This is a genomic window from Microbacterium xerophyticum (assembly GCF_053543555.1).
This window is the reverse complement of record NZ_JBLVOB010000005.1, coordinates 262,969-277,525: the sequence shown is the minus strand read 5'-3', so window position 1 is coordinate 277,525 and position 14,557 is coordinate 262,969. Positions and strand designations below refer to the sequence as shown.

Annotated in this window: 16 protein-coding genes; 13 read left to right on the top strand and 3 right to left on the bottom strand. The window is 67.0% G+C overall.

Annotated elements, in window-relative coordinates; all coding sequences use genetic code 11:
- The first annotated feature begins 6 nt into the window (after window positions 1-6).
- The 3 genes from ACNPNP_RS05880 to ACNPNP_RS05870 all read left to right on the top strand — a co-directional run bounded on the left by ACNPNP_RS05880 (window position 7) and on the right by ACNPNP_RS05870 (window position 3,052).
- On the top strand, window positions 7-672 hold the full coding sequence (locus ACNPNP_RS05880; protein WP_448965115.1) for a nucleoside triphosphate pyrophosphohydrolase: 666 nt from the start codon (window positions 7-9) through the stop codon (window positions 670-672).
- A 128-nt stretch (window positions 673-800) separates the two neighbouring features.
- Window positions 801-2,060 (top strand): histidine--tRNA ligase, encoded by a 1,260-nt coding sequence (locus ACNPNP_RS05875; protein ID WP_448965253.1) that lies wholly within the window; start codon window positions 801-803, stop codon window positions 2,058-2,060.
- 182 nt (window positions 2,061-2,242) lie between these two features.
- Window positions 2,243-3,052 carry an SGNH/GDSL hydrolase family protein gene (locus tag ACNPNP_RS05870; RefSeq protein ID WP_448965114.1) on the top strand — a complete coding sequence of 270 codons (810 nt, stop codon included), beginning with the start codon at window positions 2,243-2,245 and terminating at the stop codon, window positions 3,050-3,052.
- Here ACNPNP_RS05870 and ACNPNP_RS05865 read toward each other — a convergent pair.
- The gene (locus ACNPNP_RS05865; RefSeq protein WP_448965113.1) at window positions 3,027-3,539 is read right to left on the bottom strand and encodes a VOC family protein; all 513 of its coding nucleotides are present in this window, start codon (window positions 3,537-3,539) and stop codon (window positions 3,027-3,029) included. The two genes, ACNPNP_RS05870 and ACNPNP_RS05865, sit on opposite strands and share 26 nt — an antisense overlap.
- An 81-nt stretch (window positions 3,540-3,620) precedes the next feature.
- Here ACNPNP_RS05865 and ACNPNP_RS05860 point away from each other — a divergent pair, with 81 nt between their 5' ends.
- A complete protein-coding gene (locus tag ACNPNP_RS05860) occupies window positions 3,621-4,394 on the top strand; it encodes an AraC family transcriptional regulator (RefSeq protein ID WP_448965112.1) in 774 nt (257 codons plus the stop codon).
- Window positions 4,395-4,413: 19 nt separating this feature from the next.
- Here ACNPNP_RS05860 and ACNPNP_RS05855 read toward each other — a convergent pair whose 3' ends face one another.
- Both ACNPNP_RS05855 and ACNPNP_RS05850 read right to left on the bottom strand, forming a co-directional pair.
- Complete coding sequence (locus tag ACNPNP_RS05855) at window positions 4,414-5,586, bottom strand: APC family permease (RefSeq protein ID WP_448965252.1); 1,173 nt, start codon at window positions 5,584-5,586, stop codon at window positions 4,414-4,416.
- A gap of 94 nt (window positions 5,587-5,680) precedes the next feature.
- Window positions 5,681-6,154: a DUF4442 domain-containing protein gene (locus tag ACNPNP_RS05850; protein WP_448965111.1), complete on the bottom strand. Its 474-nt coding sequence runs from the start codon at window positions 6,152-6,154 to the stop codon at window positions 5,681-5,683.
- A gap of 106 nt (window positions 6,155-6,260) precedes the next feature.
- Between ACNPNP_RS05850 and ACNPNP_RS05845 the strand changes: the two genes are divergently transcribed.
- The 9 genes from ACNPNP_RS05845 (at window position 6,261) to ACNPNP_RS05805 (ending at window position 14,532) form a co-directional block, all read left to right on the top strand.
- Window positions 6,261-6,611 carry a GntR family transcriptional regulator gene (locus tag ACNPNP_RS05845; RefSeq protein ID WP_448965110.1) on the top strand — a complete coding sequence of 117 codons (351 nt, stop codon included), beginning with the start codon at window positions 6,261-6,263 and terminating at the stop codon, window positions 6,609-6,611.
- Window positions 6,608-7,612 (top strand): SdpI family protein, encoded by a 1,005-nt coding sequence (locus tag ACNPNP_RS05840; RefSeq protein ID WP_448965109.1) that lies wholly within the window; start codon window positions 6,608-6,610, stop codon window positions 7,610-7,612. Before ACNPNP_RS05845 ends, ACNPNP_RS05840 begins: the two co-directional genes overlap by 4 nt.
- Window positions 7,609-8,565 (top strand): CPBP family intramembrane glutamic endopeptidase, encoded by a 957-nt coding sequence (locus tag ACNPNP_RS05835; protein ID WP_448965108.1) that lies wholly within the window; start codon window positions 7,609-7,611, stop codon window positions 8,563-8,565. Before ACNPNP_RS05840 ends, ACNPNP_RS05835 begins: the two co-directional genes overlap by 4 nt.
- A 60-nt stretch (window positions 8,566-8,625) precedes the next feature.
- The gene (locus ACNPNP_RS05830; protein WP_448965107.1) at window positions 8,626-9,294 is read left to right on the top strand and encodes an O-methyltransferase; all 669 of its coding nucleotides are present in this window, start codon (window positions 8,626-8,628) and stop codon (window positions 9,292-9,294) included.
- Between the two features lie 156 nt (window positions 9,295-9,450).
- Window positions 9,451-10,479, top strand: coding sequence for an NAD(P)-dependent alcohol dehydrogenase (locus ACNPNP_RS05825; RefSeq protein ID WP_441896676.1), 1,029 nt, complete (start codon window positions 9,451-9,453; stop codon window positions 10,477-10,479).
- 41 nt (window positions 10,480-10,520) lie between these two features.
- Entirely contained in the window at window positions 10,521-11,426 is a 906-nt protein-coding gene (locus ACNPNP_RS05820; protein ID WP_441896674.1) for a carbohydrate ABC transporter permease, read from the top strand.
- Window positions 11,426-12,355 carry a carbohydrate ABC transporter permease gene (locus ACNPNP_RS05815; protein ID WP_448965106.1) on the top strand — a complete coding sequence of 310 codons (930 nt, stop codon included), beginning with the start codon at window positions 11,426-11,428 and terminating at the stop codon, window positions 12,353-12,355. Before ACNPNP_RS05820 ends, ACNPNP_RS05815 begins: the two co-directional genes overlap by 1 nt.
- A gap of 45 nt (window positions 12,356-12,400) precedes the next feature.
- The gene (locus tag ACNPNP_RS05810) at window positions 12,401-13,786 is read left to right on the top strand and encodes an ABC transporter substrate-binding protein (RefSeq protein WP_448965105.1); all 1,386 of its coding nucleotides are present in this window, start codon (window positions 12,401-12,403) and stop codon (window positions 13,784-13,786) included.
- The gene (locus tag ACNPNP_RS05805) at window positions 13,783-14,532 is read left to right on the top strand and encodes a glycerophosphodiester phosphodiesterase (protein ID WP_448965104.1); all 750 of its coding nucleotides are present in this window, start codon (window positions 13,783-13,785) and stop codon (window positions 14,530-14,532) included. The genes ACNPNP_RS05810 and ACNPNP_RS05805 overlap by 4 nt, the downstream gene beginning before the upstream one ends.
- The last annotated feature ends 25 nt before the right edge of the window (window positions 14,533-14,557 follow it).

Sequence of the window (14,557 nt, the reverse complement as noted above, 5' to 3'; positions counted from 1 at the left end):
AGCACCATGACCGAGAATCCTGATCCGCTGCGCACCGCCGCCGAGACCATGCGCGCCGTGCGCAAGAAGTGCCCGTGGTCGCAGCAGATCACGCATCGCGACCTCGTGCCGTACCTGATCGAGGAATCGCACGAGCTCATCGACGCCGTCGAGGACGGCACGCGCGCCGACCTCCGTGAAGAACTGGGCGACCTGCTCTGGCAGGTGCTGTTCCATGCGGCGATCGCCGCGCAGGATCCGGATGACCCGTTCGACATCGACGATGTGGCGCAGACGCTGACGGAGAAGATGGTGAGGCGGCATCCGCATGTCTTCGCCGACGCGGTCGCGAGCACGCCCGAAGAGGTGCTGGTGCACTGGAACGCCGCGAAGGCCGCCGAGAAGCGCTCGCGCACCAGCGTTCTCGACGGCGTACCGCACGGGATGCCGGCGCTCGCGCTCGCGCAGAAAGTGCTCGGCCGCGCCGCGCGGGTCGGAGCCGGTGACGATGTCGCGCTCGCCGCTCACGACGCCGCCGAGGTCGGGGCTGCGCCGGAATCCGAGGAGGAGCTCGGCGATCTGCTGCTGATGCTCGCGGCCACGGCCCGGGAGAACGGCTGGGATGCCGAGCGTGCGCTGCGCGAGCGCCTGCGCCTGCTCGAAGACGACGTGCGTGAGGCCGAAGCCGGCTGAGGTGACGCCAGGCGGTCTGGGTTTTCCCATCCGTGCGCCGTGGAGCGGCGATGGGTGAGTGTGCCGATCTGGAAACCTGCAAGACCTGGAAAGATGTACTCGTGGCTACTGTGAACGCGCCGCGCGGCATGCGCGACATCCTCCCCGCCGACAAGGCCCGCCGTGAGCGTGTGCTCTCCGTGATCCGCGAGCGCTACCTGGCGCACGGGTTCGACGAGATCGAGACGCCGGCGCTGGAGGAGTACTCGCGTCTGCATTCCGGCATGGGCGGCGACAACGAGAAGCTCGCCTACAACGTGCTGCGCCGCGGGATGGACGCCGATGCTGTCCGTGAAGGTGCCGACGACCCCGCCGCGCTGAGCGACCTCGGCCTCCGGTACGACCTCACCGTGCCGCTCGCACGTTTCTTCGCGAGCAACCGCGGGCAGCTGCCGGGGGTCTTCCGTGCGATCCAGATCGGTCCCGTGTGGCGTGCCGAGCGCCCGCAGAAGGGTCGCTACCGGCAGTTCGTGCAGTGCGACATCGACATCATGGGCGACGACTCCTCGCGCGCCGAAGCCGAACTGATGGTCGCTTCGCTGGATGCCGTGGACGCACTCGGCCTCGACGGCGCGAGCGTGCGCATCAACGACCGGCGAGTGCTCGACTGGATGCTGGATGCCTTCGGCTTCACAGCCGACGAGCGTCCTGGCGTGCTCATCACGATCGACAAGCTCGACAAGATCGGTCCCGACGGGATCGTCAAGGAACTCCGGGATCGGGATGCCACAGCATCCGCCGTCGACGCGTTCGAGACGTTCCTGCGTCGCCCGCAGACCATGGAGTTCCACCCGTTCGGCGAACGCCAGATCCGCAAGGCCCTCCCGGAGAACGCTCCGGACGAGATCGTCGACCACCTCGTCGGGATCGGCGAGGCCGTCGCGGCAGGACGGGGGATCGAGGGCGACATCCCGCTCGTGTTCGACCCGTTCCTGGTGCGCGGCATGGGCTACTACACCGGCACGATCTTCGAACTGGCGCACCCCTCGGTGCCGTACTCGCTGGGCGGTGGCGGCCGTTACGACGGCATGATCGGACGCTTCCTCGGCCAGCAGGTGCCTGCGGTCGGGTTCTCGCTAGGCTTCGAGCGGCTGGTCGATCTGGTCGAGCTCGGAGCGGATGCCGATACGCAGGCCGTCGTGCTCGTGCATGATGCCGACGTGCCGGTGGCCGAGCTCGTCGCGCACAAGGCTGCGCTGGTCCGTTCGGGCTCGCGCGTGCGCCTGGAGCGCAGGGTCAAGAACTTCAAGGCGCTGCTCGAGCGGTCGGCCGCCGACGGCTACACCGCCTTCGCGACGGTCTCCGCCGGCACCGAGGTCGGATCACTGGAGCTCAAGCCGCTGTCCTGAGCGCATCGAACGAGCCGCCGCTGCACAGTGCTGCCGCTGCACAGTGCCGCCCGCTGCACACCTGTCAGTCCGGATCACGGATGTCAGCCGAAACCGGGCATTTTCCACTGACATCCGTGATTTCACCTGACAGGTGTGCGTACGTTCACACCGCGTTCATTCCCGCGCGGTGTGATGGTGACATGGCAGGGGTGCGCACCGCGATCGCCGTGGCGACGGCGGTGGCATCCGCGATCGTGCTGGGCGGACGGTCGTTGCTCGTCCACCAGGCCGCTGTCGCGCGGCGGCGCATAGGCAAGCCGCTCGGCGAGCAGTCCCTGGTCGCCGACCGGGTGTGGAAACGCGCACTCGACGGTCGACCGATCGAACTGCTGCTGCTGGGTGATTCGCTGGCGGCGGGCCTCGGCGCGGAGCATCGCAAGCAGACACTGGGCGGGCGCATCGCGAAAGGGCTGGCGAAGCGGATGCAGTCGCCCGTGCGGCTGCGTACGGGCGCGGTCGTCGGCTCGGAATCGTCCGCGCTCTCCGGTCAGCTCGACGCCCTCCCCGAGGGGTACCGTGCCGACGTCGCGGTGATCGTGGTGGGCGGCAACGACGTCACCCATACGATCTCGCCGTCTGCGGCGGGCGAACGGCTGGAGCAGGCGATACTCCGGCTCAAGGCTGCGGGCACAGCCGTCGTCGTCGGCACCTGCCCCGATCTCGGCACGCTCCAGCCGGTGCCGCAACCGCTGCGGGCTCTGCTGTCGAGGATGTCGCGCCGCCTCGCGCTGGAGCAGACCAAGGTCGCGTGGCGCACCGGCGCCGTACCCGTCGATCTGCGACAGGTGCTGGGCCCGACCTTCCACGAGCAGCCGGAGGAGATGTTCAGCCTCGATCGGTTCCACCCCAGCGCCGCTGGGTATCGTGCCACTGCCGACGCGCTGCTGCCGGCGGTGGTCACGGCACTCGTCGCCGGAGCGGAACTCACCCCGCAGACTGCTCCGCACTGAATGAGGCCGCCCACTCCTCGACGCGCCTGGCGCTCTCTTCGGGACTGAGGTCCTCGACGCGGCTCATCAGCGACCAGCGCACGCCGAAGGGATCGCGGATGCTTGCGAAGCGGTCGCCCGAGACGAAATCGGACGGCGCCTCCCTCACGGTCGCTCCCGCAGCCTCCGCGCGCTCGCACACCGCGTCGACGTCGGATACGTACAGCCCGAGCGAATAGCAGTCGCCTTCACCCGCAGGCGGAGGTACGAGGTGGTAGTCCGGGCTGGGCTCGCCGAGCTGGAGCAGACCGAACCCGAAGTCGAGATCCGCATGGACGACGACTCCGCCCATCTCTGTGACGTCGATGACCGTCGCACCGAAGACATCGCGGTAGAACTCGATCGCGCCGGCTGCCCCGGGGATCGCGAGGAACGGGGTGAGGGAACTCGCGTTGTTCGGACGGCCGTTCGTGGTGTGAGCGCCTGTGAGGCCTGATGTGATGTTCATGCTTTCACGCTACGAAGCATGCCAGGGACGGCGCTTGGAGATTCACGACACGTTGTCGGATGCTGCGACTACGGTCAGAGCATGATCGACGCTCGGCGGGGGATTCTGTATCCGGCGCGGATGCCGGAATTCCACCGGCTCCCGCCGCCGGCAGAAGCCGCAGAACTCGTCGAATGGTTCTGGATCCCTGAGTGGAGCATCGAACCGGGTCGCACATCGCGCCAGCATGTCGTCGCCTATCCTGCACTCAATCTCGTCGTGGAGCCGGGCGGCGTCGAGCTCGTCGGCGCCTCCACTGTGGCGACGCATCGCGATCTGGTGGGCCGAGGATGGGCCGTGGGAGCGCTGCTGAAGCCGGCGTCCGTGGCAGCCCTCGTCGACGATCCGTCGGCGCTCCGTGACGACTCGACGACGTTCGAAGCTCCCGATCTGCTCGCCGCGGTGACGCAGGCGATGGAGACCGGTGATGGCCCGCATCGCGAGCGCGCGGCGCAGGTGTTCGCCGACTGGCTCGTCGAGCAGATCGGCCAGGTCGCACCGGCTGCTCATCAGGCGAACGAGATGGCGAGATTGCTGATGGCGGATGCCGCGATCACCAGCGCCGAGGACGCAGCGGCGCGCCTGTCGATGTCGTTGCGGACGCTGCAACGCCTCGCGCACCGGCACGTGGGCCTGCCGCCCTCAGCGATGATCCGACGTCGACGGCTGCAAGAGGCAGCCCAGCGGGTGCGGGAACAGCCGGACATCGACCTGTCAACGCTCGCCGCTGACCTCGGATATGCCGATCACTCGCATCTCACGAACGACTTCCGCGCGGTGCTGGGTATGGCGCCGAGTGCTTACCGCTCGTCCTGAGTGCGCGCACGCGTGTCACTCAGCGACGCAGAGAGCGCAGCCGCAGCATCCGATACGCCACCCCGATGAGCACGACTCCCGTGCCGATCAACGATGCGAGGATCGGCAACGTGTTGACGAGGACCAGGCAGCCGAGCACGCCGATCACCTGCAGCGCACGCGGGTAGCGCCGGGCCGCTCCCGTCTGCCGGAATGCCGAGGCGTTCGCGATCAGGTAGTACAGCAGCACTCCGAACGAGGAGAATCCGATCGCGTTGCGCAGGTCGGCGAACAGCACGATGACGATCACGATCAGGGCGATCGCGATCTCGGCGCGCTGCGGCACCTGCCACCGCGGATGGACGGCCGCGAGGAAGCGCGGCAGGTCGGATTCCCTGGCCATCGCGAGAGTCGTGCGGCCGATTCCGGTGATCAGCGCCAGCAACGCGCCGAGGGATGCCGCCGCCGCGGCCACGCGCACGACAGGGACGAGCGCCGTCCAACCGGCGGCATCGACCACAGCGGCGAGCGGCGCGGACGTGGAACCGGCATCCGCCCCGAGGGTGAGCATCACGACCACGGCGATCAACGCGTAGACGACGACCGCACCGGACAGCGCGATCGCGATCGCGCGCGGGATGGTGCGCGCGGGATCGACGACCTCTTCGCCCATCGTGGCGATCCGTGCGTAGCCGGCGAACGCGAAGAACAGGAGGCCCGCGCCCTGCAGCACGCCGTAGGCGGTGAGGTCGGGGAGGGGAGCGGGAGCTGCGGTTGGCGATGCGGCGAAACCGCCGGCGACCACCACGGCCAGGCCGATCAGCGAGACGATCACGAGGATGCGGGTGAGCGCCGCTGTCCGTGTCACACCGAAGCAGTTCACCGTGGCGAGGGCGGCGACCGCGATGATCGCCACCGGCACCTGCCAGCCCTCTGGTGCGGCGTATGCGGCGAACGTCAACGCCATGGCGGCGCAGCTGGCGATCTTGCCGATCACGAAGCACCAGCCGGCGACGAAACCCCACCACGGGCCGATCTCCGCCCTGGCGTAGGCGTAGGTGCCACCCGAGACGGGATGCACCGCCGCGAGCTGCGCGGACGAGGTCGCATTGCAGAACGCGACGACCGCGGCGATCGCGAGAGCTGCGAGCAGCCCCGAGCCTGCGACGTCGATCGCGGGTCCCCACGCGGAGAACACACCTGCACCGATCATCGATCCCAGGCCGATGGCGACGGCATCGGTGAGCGTCAGGCGACGTGCGAGTTCCACACGGTCATCGTGACACGCGATGGTGAACGGATGGGGTTCAGGCCTGGCGAGCCGCCGTGACGCGCTTCTTCTCGCGGATGTAGACCTCACGGCGCACCTTCGCGACGACGTCGCCGTCACGGTCGGTGATCACGGTCTCGAACCACTCGAGGACCTTCGCGCCGCCCGCGGCGCGTTCGCGGAGTTCGGCCACCTTCTCCGGAGAGACGTGGAACTCCGCCGTCAGAACGCCGCGGCCCGGCTTCACGAACTCGATCTGCCCGCGGGTGTCCCAGACGACGTAGTCGCGCCCGAGCTGATGCATCACGAGCATGAAGAAGTACGGGTCGGTCATTGCCGACATCGAACCGCCGAACGCCGTCTTGACGTAGTTGCGGGTGATGACGTTCACGTGCAGCTCGACGGTGGCGTGCGTCCAGTCCTCGCTGAAACGACGGATGCGGATGCCGCTGAACAGATTCGGAGCCCACAGGCTCATGCCGGTGGCGAGGCGACGGGGAGTGATGCGCATGACGCCAGTGTCGTCCAGCCTGCTGCGTCGGACGAAGAGTCATGGAGGGTTGCGACAATTATTCTATTTCAACTAGAATTAGGCTAATTGAACGAGAGGGTCGGATGTGCTGATCAGAATTGATGCGGAGAGTTCGAGGCCGTTATTCGAACAGGTCGCGTCCTCGGTGCGCGGCGACATCCTCGCCGGGCGCCTCGTCCCCGGTGATCGGCTGCCGTCGGCGCGAGAAGTGGCGGACGCCCTGGATATCAATCTGCACACCGTGCTGCGCGCGTACCAGCAGCTGCGCGACGAAGCGCTGATAGATCTGCGCCGTGGGAGAGGAGCGGTCGTGTCCGCTTCGGCCGCGCCGCTCGCCGAGCTGGCCGACGAGGTCGTCGCGCTCGTGCGCCGAGCCTCCTCCCTCGGGATCTCACCCGCCACCCTCGCCGCCCTCGTCACGGAGATCGAATCATGAACACCGCCGCCATCACTCAAGACATCCGTCGCGCTCGTCGCGCGTTCCTCCTCGTCGGACTCGTGCTTCCGGTCGTGCAGACGGCGATCGCCGCGGGGTTCATCGTCGCCTGGTTGCCCGACCTTCCTGAGACCATCGTCACTCATTGGGGTCCGGAAGGCCCCAACGGCTACTCCAGCCCCGTGCTGTACGTCTGGGTCCAGGTCGTGCTCGGACTGGGGATCCCTCTGCTGTTGACGCTGCCGATCCTGACGCTGATGAAGAGTTCCTGGGGCGTCACGTGCCGGTTGCTCGCCGCGATCTCGGCGGGCACGTCGGCGCTGCTCTGCGTCGTCTTCGTCGGTTCCGTGGCGATGCAGCGCGAATCGATCAGCACCGGGCTGAACATCGGCGCAGTGCTGGCGCTCGGGTTCGGGGCTCTGCTCGTGCTCGGGCTCATCGGCTGGTTCGTGCAACCGAATGTGATCAGGTCGACGACGCAGGCCTCCGATGCGGCTTCGCCTGATCTGCGGCTCGCGCCGGGCGAGAGGGTCGCCTGGTTCGGGACGGCGGCGATGGGGAGGCCCGGCATCATCAGCCTTGTGGCGTCTGTGCTCATCCTCTGCGCCACCACGGTCTGGGTGTTCATGATCGGCGACGGCTCCTGGTGGATCCTCGCGATCGTCACGCTGCTGCTCGTCGCACTCATCGCGGTGACCCTCGTCTTCCGCGTGCGCGTCAATGCGGCGGGTCTGCGGGTGCGTTCCATCATCGGCTGGCCGCGGTGGAACGTCGCCGCCTCGGAGATCACCGACATCCAGGTCGTGCAGGTCGATCCGATGGCGGAGTTCGGCGGATGGGGACTGCGCATCGCCGTCGACGGACGCATGGGCATCGTGCTGCGCACCGGTGAGGCACTGCAGGTCACACGCAGCAGCGGGCGCGTGTTCGTCGTCACGATCGATGATGCCCGTACCGCGGCATCCGTTCTCACCACCGCCATGAAAGAGGCCCGCTCATGACTCGCATCCGACCCTCCGCCACGATCGCGTTCGTGCTGCTCGCCTGCGCGCTGGCGTGGCTCGTAGCCCTGCCGATGTGGGTCGATCGCGGTCTCGCGCATCCGCTCTCGTCGGTGCTGATCTCCGTGATGATGTTCACGCCCGCGCTCGCCGTCGTGATCGTGATGCTCGTGATGAGGCCGGTGCCCGCGGGTGAGCGGTTGCGCTTGCTCGGTATATGGCCGCTGCGTCCGGCGAAGCGCGTGATCTGGATGACGGTGCTCGGTCTGTTCGGACCCATACTGCTCGTGGCGCTCAGCGTCGTCGTCGCCGCGCTGCTCGGGTGGGTGTCGGTGGACCTCGTCCATTTCTCGGGGTTCGCAGCGCAGCTCGAGGCGTCTCTTCCCGTCGGGGTGCCCGCTCCGCCCGTGATCGTCGTGATCCTGTCGCAGCTGGCGCTGCTCCCGATCGCCGCCGCCACGATCAACGCTGTGCTCGCGTTCGGCGAGGAGCTCGGTTGGCGGGGGTTCCTCGTGCCCGCCCTGCGTCAGTACGGCACCTGGCCGGCTCTGCTCGTCAGCGGTGCGGTCTGGGGGCTGTGGCACGCGCCAGTGATCCTGCTGGGATACAACTTCGGCCGGACGGACATCACGGGGCTGCTCCTGATGACGGCAGGGTGCGTCGCGTGGGGTGTGCTGCTCGGGTGGCTGCGCTTGCGGTCGGCGTCGCTGTGGCCGGCAGTGTTCGCGCACGGTGCGATGAACGCCGCAGGCGGGATGATCATCTGGTTCCACGCGGCGGGGACGACCATCGACCCTGCGCTCGCCGGAATCCTGGGTGCCGCGGGCTGGATCACCTGCGCACTCGTCGTGACGGTGCTGATCGCCACCGGTCAGTTCCGCAGGCAGCCCGAACTCGAGGGCGCCGTGGGGCGGATGCTGTCGGCACCTCGACGCGAGGTCGACGCGCGGTGACGCCTCACCGCGCGGCATCCGGCTATTGACGCCACCGGAGCGGGGGAGTTGGGTGGAGCCATGGCTGAATCGAACGCCGACAACTGGCGCCGCACCGATGAATACCTCGCCGAGACCCTCGTGGGGCACGACTCCGCGCTGGAGGCCGCGCTCGCCGCGCAGCGCGCCGCCGGGCTGCCGGACATCGAGGTGGCCCCGGTCAGCGGCAAGCTCCTGAACCTCGTCACGCGGATGTGCGGCGCGCGCAGAGTGCTCGAGATCGGCACTCTGGGCGGCTACTCCACGATCTGGCTCGCGAGGGCAGTCGGCGAGGACGGCACGGTGACGACGATCGAGGCGGAGCCGGGCAACGCGGCGATCGCTCGCGCCAGCATCGACGCTGCGGGAGTGGGCGAGCGCGTGGCGATCCGCATCGGTCGTGGCGCGGATGTGCTGCCGACGCTCGAGGGCTCCGAGCCGTTCGACCTCGTCTTCATCGACGCCGACAAGGAGTCGAACACGATCTATCTCGACTGGGCGGCTCAGCTCGGCCGTGCAGGCACGGTGATCGTTCTCGACAACATCGGGCGGGAAGGGGAGATCGTCCGAGACGACACCACCGACCCGCGTGTGATCGGCACCCGAGATGCGCTGCGGATGCTGGGGGAGGATCCCCGCTTCGATGCGACGGCGCTGCAGACCGTCGGTCTCAAGGGCTGGGATGGCGTCGCCCTTGCCGTCGTCGTCTGAACGACAGGTGTACTGACGCTTCATCGGACGTGAATATTCGCTCCTATGTGATCAAGGAGCGCTCCTTTGAGCAGCGCGGTTTCTCGTGCACGTCATCCGGTTAGCGTGACTTCTGATCGAACGGGCGCATCAGCGCCTGACGGAAGGACACCAACGATGGCGAATCTCGCGGCGGTCATGCCCACGCTCGGAGCGATCGAGCTGCAGGAGGTGCCGCTTCCTGATCCGCTTCCCGGTCAAGCGATCGTCAGAGTCGAAGCCGTGGGCATCTGCGGCTCGGACACGGCGTACTACCGGGTCGGCTACATCGGTGACTGGAAGGTGACGGGACCGATCATCCTCGGTCACGAGGCATCCGGAACGGTCGTCGCGACCGGTGACGGCGTGACGAATGTCGCGACCGGCGACCGTGTCGCCATCGAACCCGGCACGCCGTGCCGCAACTGCGAGGAGTGCCTCGCCGGCAGGTATCACCTGTGCCCGGACTTCATCTTCCTCGCCACGCCGCCGTATGACGGCGCGCTCGTGCAGAACCTCGCGATCGATGCGCGCAATCTGTTCGCGATCCCCGACTCGATGTCTTTCGAGGCCGCGGCGCTGTGCGAGCCGCTCTCCGTCGGCCTCTGGGCGTGCCGGCGCGCCGGGCTCCTCCCCGGCGATCGCGTGCGTGTGACCGGGGCCGGTCCGGTCGGGATCCTCGCAGCTCAGGTCGCGCGCGCCGAAGGCGCAGCCGACGTCGTCGTCTCCGACATCTCCGACTTCCGTCTCAGCGTCGCCGAGAAGCTCGGCTTCCGCACCGAGAAGGCAGGAGCTCTGCCGGAGGGTCCAGGTCATGAGGACGCCGATGTTCTCCTCGAGTGCTCCGGTGCGCCCGGAGCCCTCGCTGCAGGACTCTGGCGCCTGCGCAATGGCGGGAGGGCGGCGATGGTGGGGCTGCCGAAGCAGGACGTCGCACTGGCATTGTCACGACTGAACGTCAAGGAGATCTCGATCTCCCTCGTGAATCGCTATGCGCATACCTGGCCGACCGCCATCGCGTTCGTGGCGAGCGGACGAGTCGATGTGGAATCACTCGTCACGCACCGTTTCGAGCTCGCCGACGCCGAGGCAGCGCTCACTCTGGCCGCAGACGTACCCGATTCGCTGAAAGCGGTCGTCTACCCCAACGGCATCCCGACTCGCTGATGTCCTCCGCAACCGTCACGCCTCCCGAGGCGCCGCTTCGCGTGTCTTCGAAGCGGAGTTCGCCCGCCATCCGGCGCCGTCGGCGCCGTGGGTACGCCCTCTTCGCGCTGTTCGCATTCCCCAACCTCGCTCTGATCGCGGTGTTCGCCTATTGGCCGATCATCGAGAACCTCTATCTCAGCCTCACCAGCTGGGACTTCATATCACCGGAGCCGTTCTTCGTCGGCTTCTCGAACTACACGGCACTGTTCGCCTCGGAGTCCTTCCAGCACGTGCTGTGGATCACCGTCGTGTGGGTCGTGGTGGTGGTCGGGGTCAGTCTGGTGCTCGGCCTCGGCCTGGCCGCGTTGTTCTCCATGAAGCTGCCGGGCACGACGGCGGTGACAGGCATCGTCTTCGCACCTCACGTGATCTCCGGCGCCGCGATCGCTGCGGTGTGGCTGTTCATCTTCGATCAGAACTACGGCCTCGCCAGAGTCGCCTTCAACATGTTCGGGCTGGACTCACCGGCCTGGACGACGGATGCGAACTGGGCGCTGGCTGCGCTGCTCATCGTGTCGATCTGGAAGGGCGTCGGCTTCGTCGCGATCGTCTACCTCGCCGCCATGCAGGGGCTCCCGTCCGAAGTCCTCGAGGCCGCGCGTATCGACGGGGCGAACCGGTGGCAGACGTTCTGCAGGATCACGCTGCCCCTGCTCTCGCCGACGACGTTCTTCCTGGTCATCACCCAGACGATCAGCGCGTTCCAGGCGTTCGACATCATCGCTGTGATGACGGGCGGCGGCCCGGCATCCGCGACCACGACGCTCAGCTGGTTCATCTACGACCAGGCGTTCCAACGCTCGAACGTCGGGTACTCGGCAGCAGCGGGAACAGTCATGTTCGTGATCCTCATGGTCATCACTGCACTGCAATTCAAGTTCATCGAGAAGAAGGTGCACTACTGATGGCCGCGATCATGACTGCGCTTCGGGACCAGCCGGCCAAGGACGACACCCTGCCTGCGGACGCCATGACGACCCGTGATCGCAGGCGGCATCGTAGGAAGGCGAATCTGGCGCGAACGTGGTGGGGGTACCTGCTGCTGATCGCCGCGGGGCTGGCCTTCGTCCTCCCGCTCTACATCCTCGTCACGACGGCCTTCAAGACCAACGGCGAGATCTACACCTGGCCTATGAAGTGGCTGCCCACCCAGTTCACCTGGGACAACCTCGTCGCCGCGTGGGAGCTCGCGCCGTTCGACGCCTTCATCACGAACTCGGTGGTCGTCACGGTCATCGGTGCGACCGCGAAGATCGTGCTCGCGGTGTTCACGGCGTACGCATTCGCGTATCTGCCCTTCCCCGGCAAGAATGTGCTGTTCCTCGTGATGCTCGGCGCCCTGATGGTTCCCGGACACGTCACGCTGCTGGTGAACTACATCACCATCGGGAACATGGGGCTGATCAATACCTACGCAGGGTTGATCCTGCCCGGCGTGGCATCCGCATTCGGAACCTTCCTGCTGCGCCAGCACTTCCTGTCGCTGCCGAAGGAGGTGTTCGAGGCCGCGGAAGTCGACGGAGCAGGACACCTGAGAAAACTGTTCTCCTTCGCACTTCCGATGTCGATCCCGGCCGTGGCCACGGTCGGACTGATCGCGGTGATCGATGAGTGGAACAACTTCGTGTGGCCGCTCATCATCACCAACTCGGTCAATATGCGCACTCTCCCGATCGGCCTCATGTATCTGAAGGCGAATGACGGCCTCACCTCGTGGGGCGTGCTGATGTCGGGCACGCTCGTGGTCGTGCTGCCCATGCTCGTGGTCTTCCTCTTCGCCCAGCGCTTCATCGTCACCGGTCTCACGGGCGCAGCAGCCGGAAGCGGCCGCTGACGCCCCACGCCTGCAACCTTCCCCACCCCCCACATAAGGAGAATCATGCACCTGTTCGATCGGCAGCCTGCGCCGCGCAGCGGACTCGCCTCTCTCAACGTCACTCGGCGTCAAGTTCTCGCCGGAGGCCTGCTCGCGGCGAGCGCGCCCCTGCTGGCAGGGTGCTTCACCGGCGGCGGCGGCGGAACCGTGTACGGTCAGCCCAGCGGTGACACGCCCAAGCAGTACAAGGATCGTCAGCGCGTCGTGATGTGGAGTCCGTTCACCGCGCACAACGCCGAGATCCTTCAGGCGAACATCGACGCCTTCAACGAGTCGCAGGAAGCGATCTTCTGCGAGGTGCAGATCTTCGAGGGCTACGACAAGGTCGAATCGAAGCTCGCGGCGAGTCTTCAGGCCAAGCAGGTGCCGGATCTGTCGGTGATGAGCGACATCGTCTGGAACCGCTTCTATCTCAACGACGCCCTCGAGCCGCTCTCCGGCTATTTCGACGACTCGTTCGGGACGGATTCCTTCCACGAGCAGTTCCTCAAGGAGGGCACGCTCAAGGACAAGATCTGGTGGGTGCCGTTCGGGCGCTCGACACCGCTGTTCTACTTCAACCGCGACATCTTCGCGGAGGTGGGGCTGCCCGACCGTTCCCCCAAGACGTACTCCGAGTACCGGGAGTGGGGCAAGGCACTGGCCGGATACTCGCGCAACGGGACGAAGGTGGCGATGCGCGGGTACACCGGAAACGACGACTGGTACTTCCAGGGCTCGTCGTGGGCGTTCGGCGGGGGCTACTCGGACGGGCTGGACATGAGGTTCACATCGGAGGGGACGGTCAACGCCCTGGAGTTCGACCGCGCGTTCATCCACGACGACAAGTCCGGATACCTCTCGGCGGACCCCGGTGGCGACTTCATCGCCGGCGCGACCGCGTCGATCACCGAGTCGACGGGGGCTCTGACCGGCATCGCGGCATCGGCCGAGTTCGAGTTCGGTTGCGGCTTCCTCCCCAAGGAGGACGGTACCGGCGTTCCCACGGGCGGGGGAGGGTTGTCGATTCTCGGCTACGCCTCGGACGACCGGAAGAAGGCGGCCTGGGAGGTGCTGAAGTTCCTCTCCTCGGGCGATGCGGCGATCGAATGGACGCTCGGCACCGGCTACATGCCCACCACGAAGGCGGCGTTGGAGTCGGCGAAGGTCAAGGCCAAGGCGGATGAGAACCCGAACTATCAGGTCGCGATCGATCAGTTGGAGATCGCTCAGGGCCCGGACGTCGTGCGCAAGTTCGTGCCGGAGGCTGTGCCGGAGATGAAGGGAGCGATCCAGGCGGTCTACTCCGGGAACGCCGACGCGGAGAAGACGCTCAAGACGGTGCAGGCAAACCTCGAGCCCGCACTCGAGAAGGTCCGCGCGAAGTACGACGCGAAGGTGGGTGCATGATGAGCCTGCTCGTCGTCGGACATCGCGGTGCGATGGCCCATCTGCCGGAGAACAGCCTGGCGTCATACGCGCTCGCCGAGGAGATCGGCGTCGACGAGATCGAGCTCGACGTGCGCCTCAGCAAGGACGAGCAGCTGTTTCTGCTGCATGATGCGACGCTGGACCGCACGGCCGGCGATGACTCGGCACGGGGCCTCGGGCCGGCGGCAGAGCTCACGCTCGCGCAATTGCAGCGGGCCACGCTCGATTCGGGCAGGGGAGTGGTGACGCTCGCAGAGATGTATGACGCGACGCGCACGTTCATCCAGCTCGAGATCAAGGATCCGGCCGTCGTGCCTCATCTCGCCCGATTCTTCGAAGAACGCCCTGAGGATGCTGCGCGCACGGTGCTCACGGGATTCGATGCGGATGCCGTGCGTCACGCCGCTGAGGCGATGCCGCACATCGGTCGACAGATCATCGTCACCGAGTTGGTCAAGGCGCAGGAGTACGAGGGCGGACTCTGGGCGCTCCTCGATCACGCGAAGGTCACGCGCTTCGCGAGCGGATTCGCCGGACTCACACGCGAACTCGTCGAGCAGCTTCATGCGCGCGACATCGAGGTGCACGTGTGGCCGATGCGAACGATCGAGCAGATGCGCGAGGCACTCCGCCTGGGCGTCGACGGCGCCACGTCGGATGATCCGGCGCAGGCCATCGCATGGCGCGACCAGGTGCTCGCTGAGGAGGGTGCGACCGCGCGTTGAGGTCGATGAATGGGGTGGGCGCCGG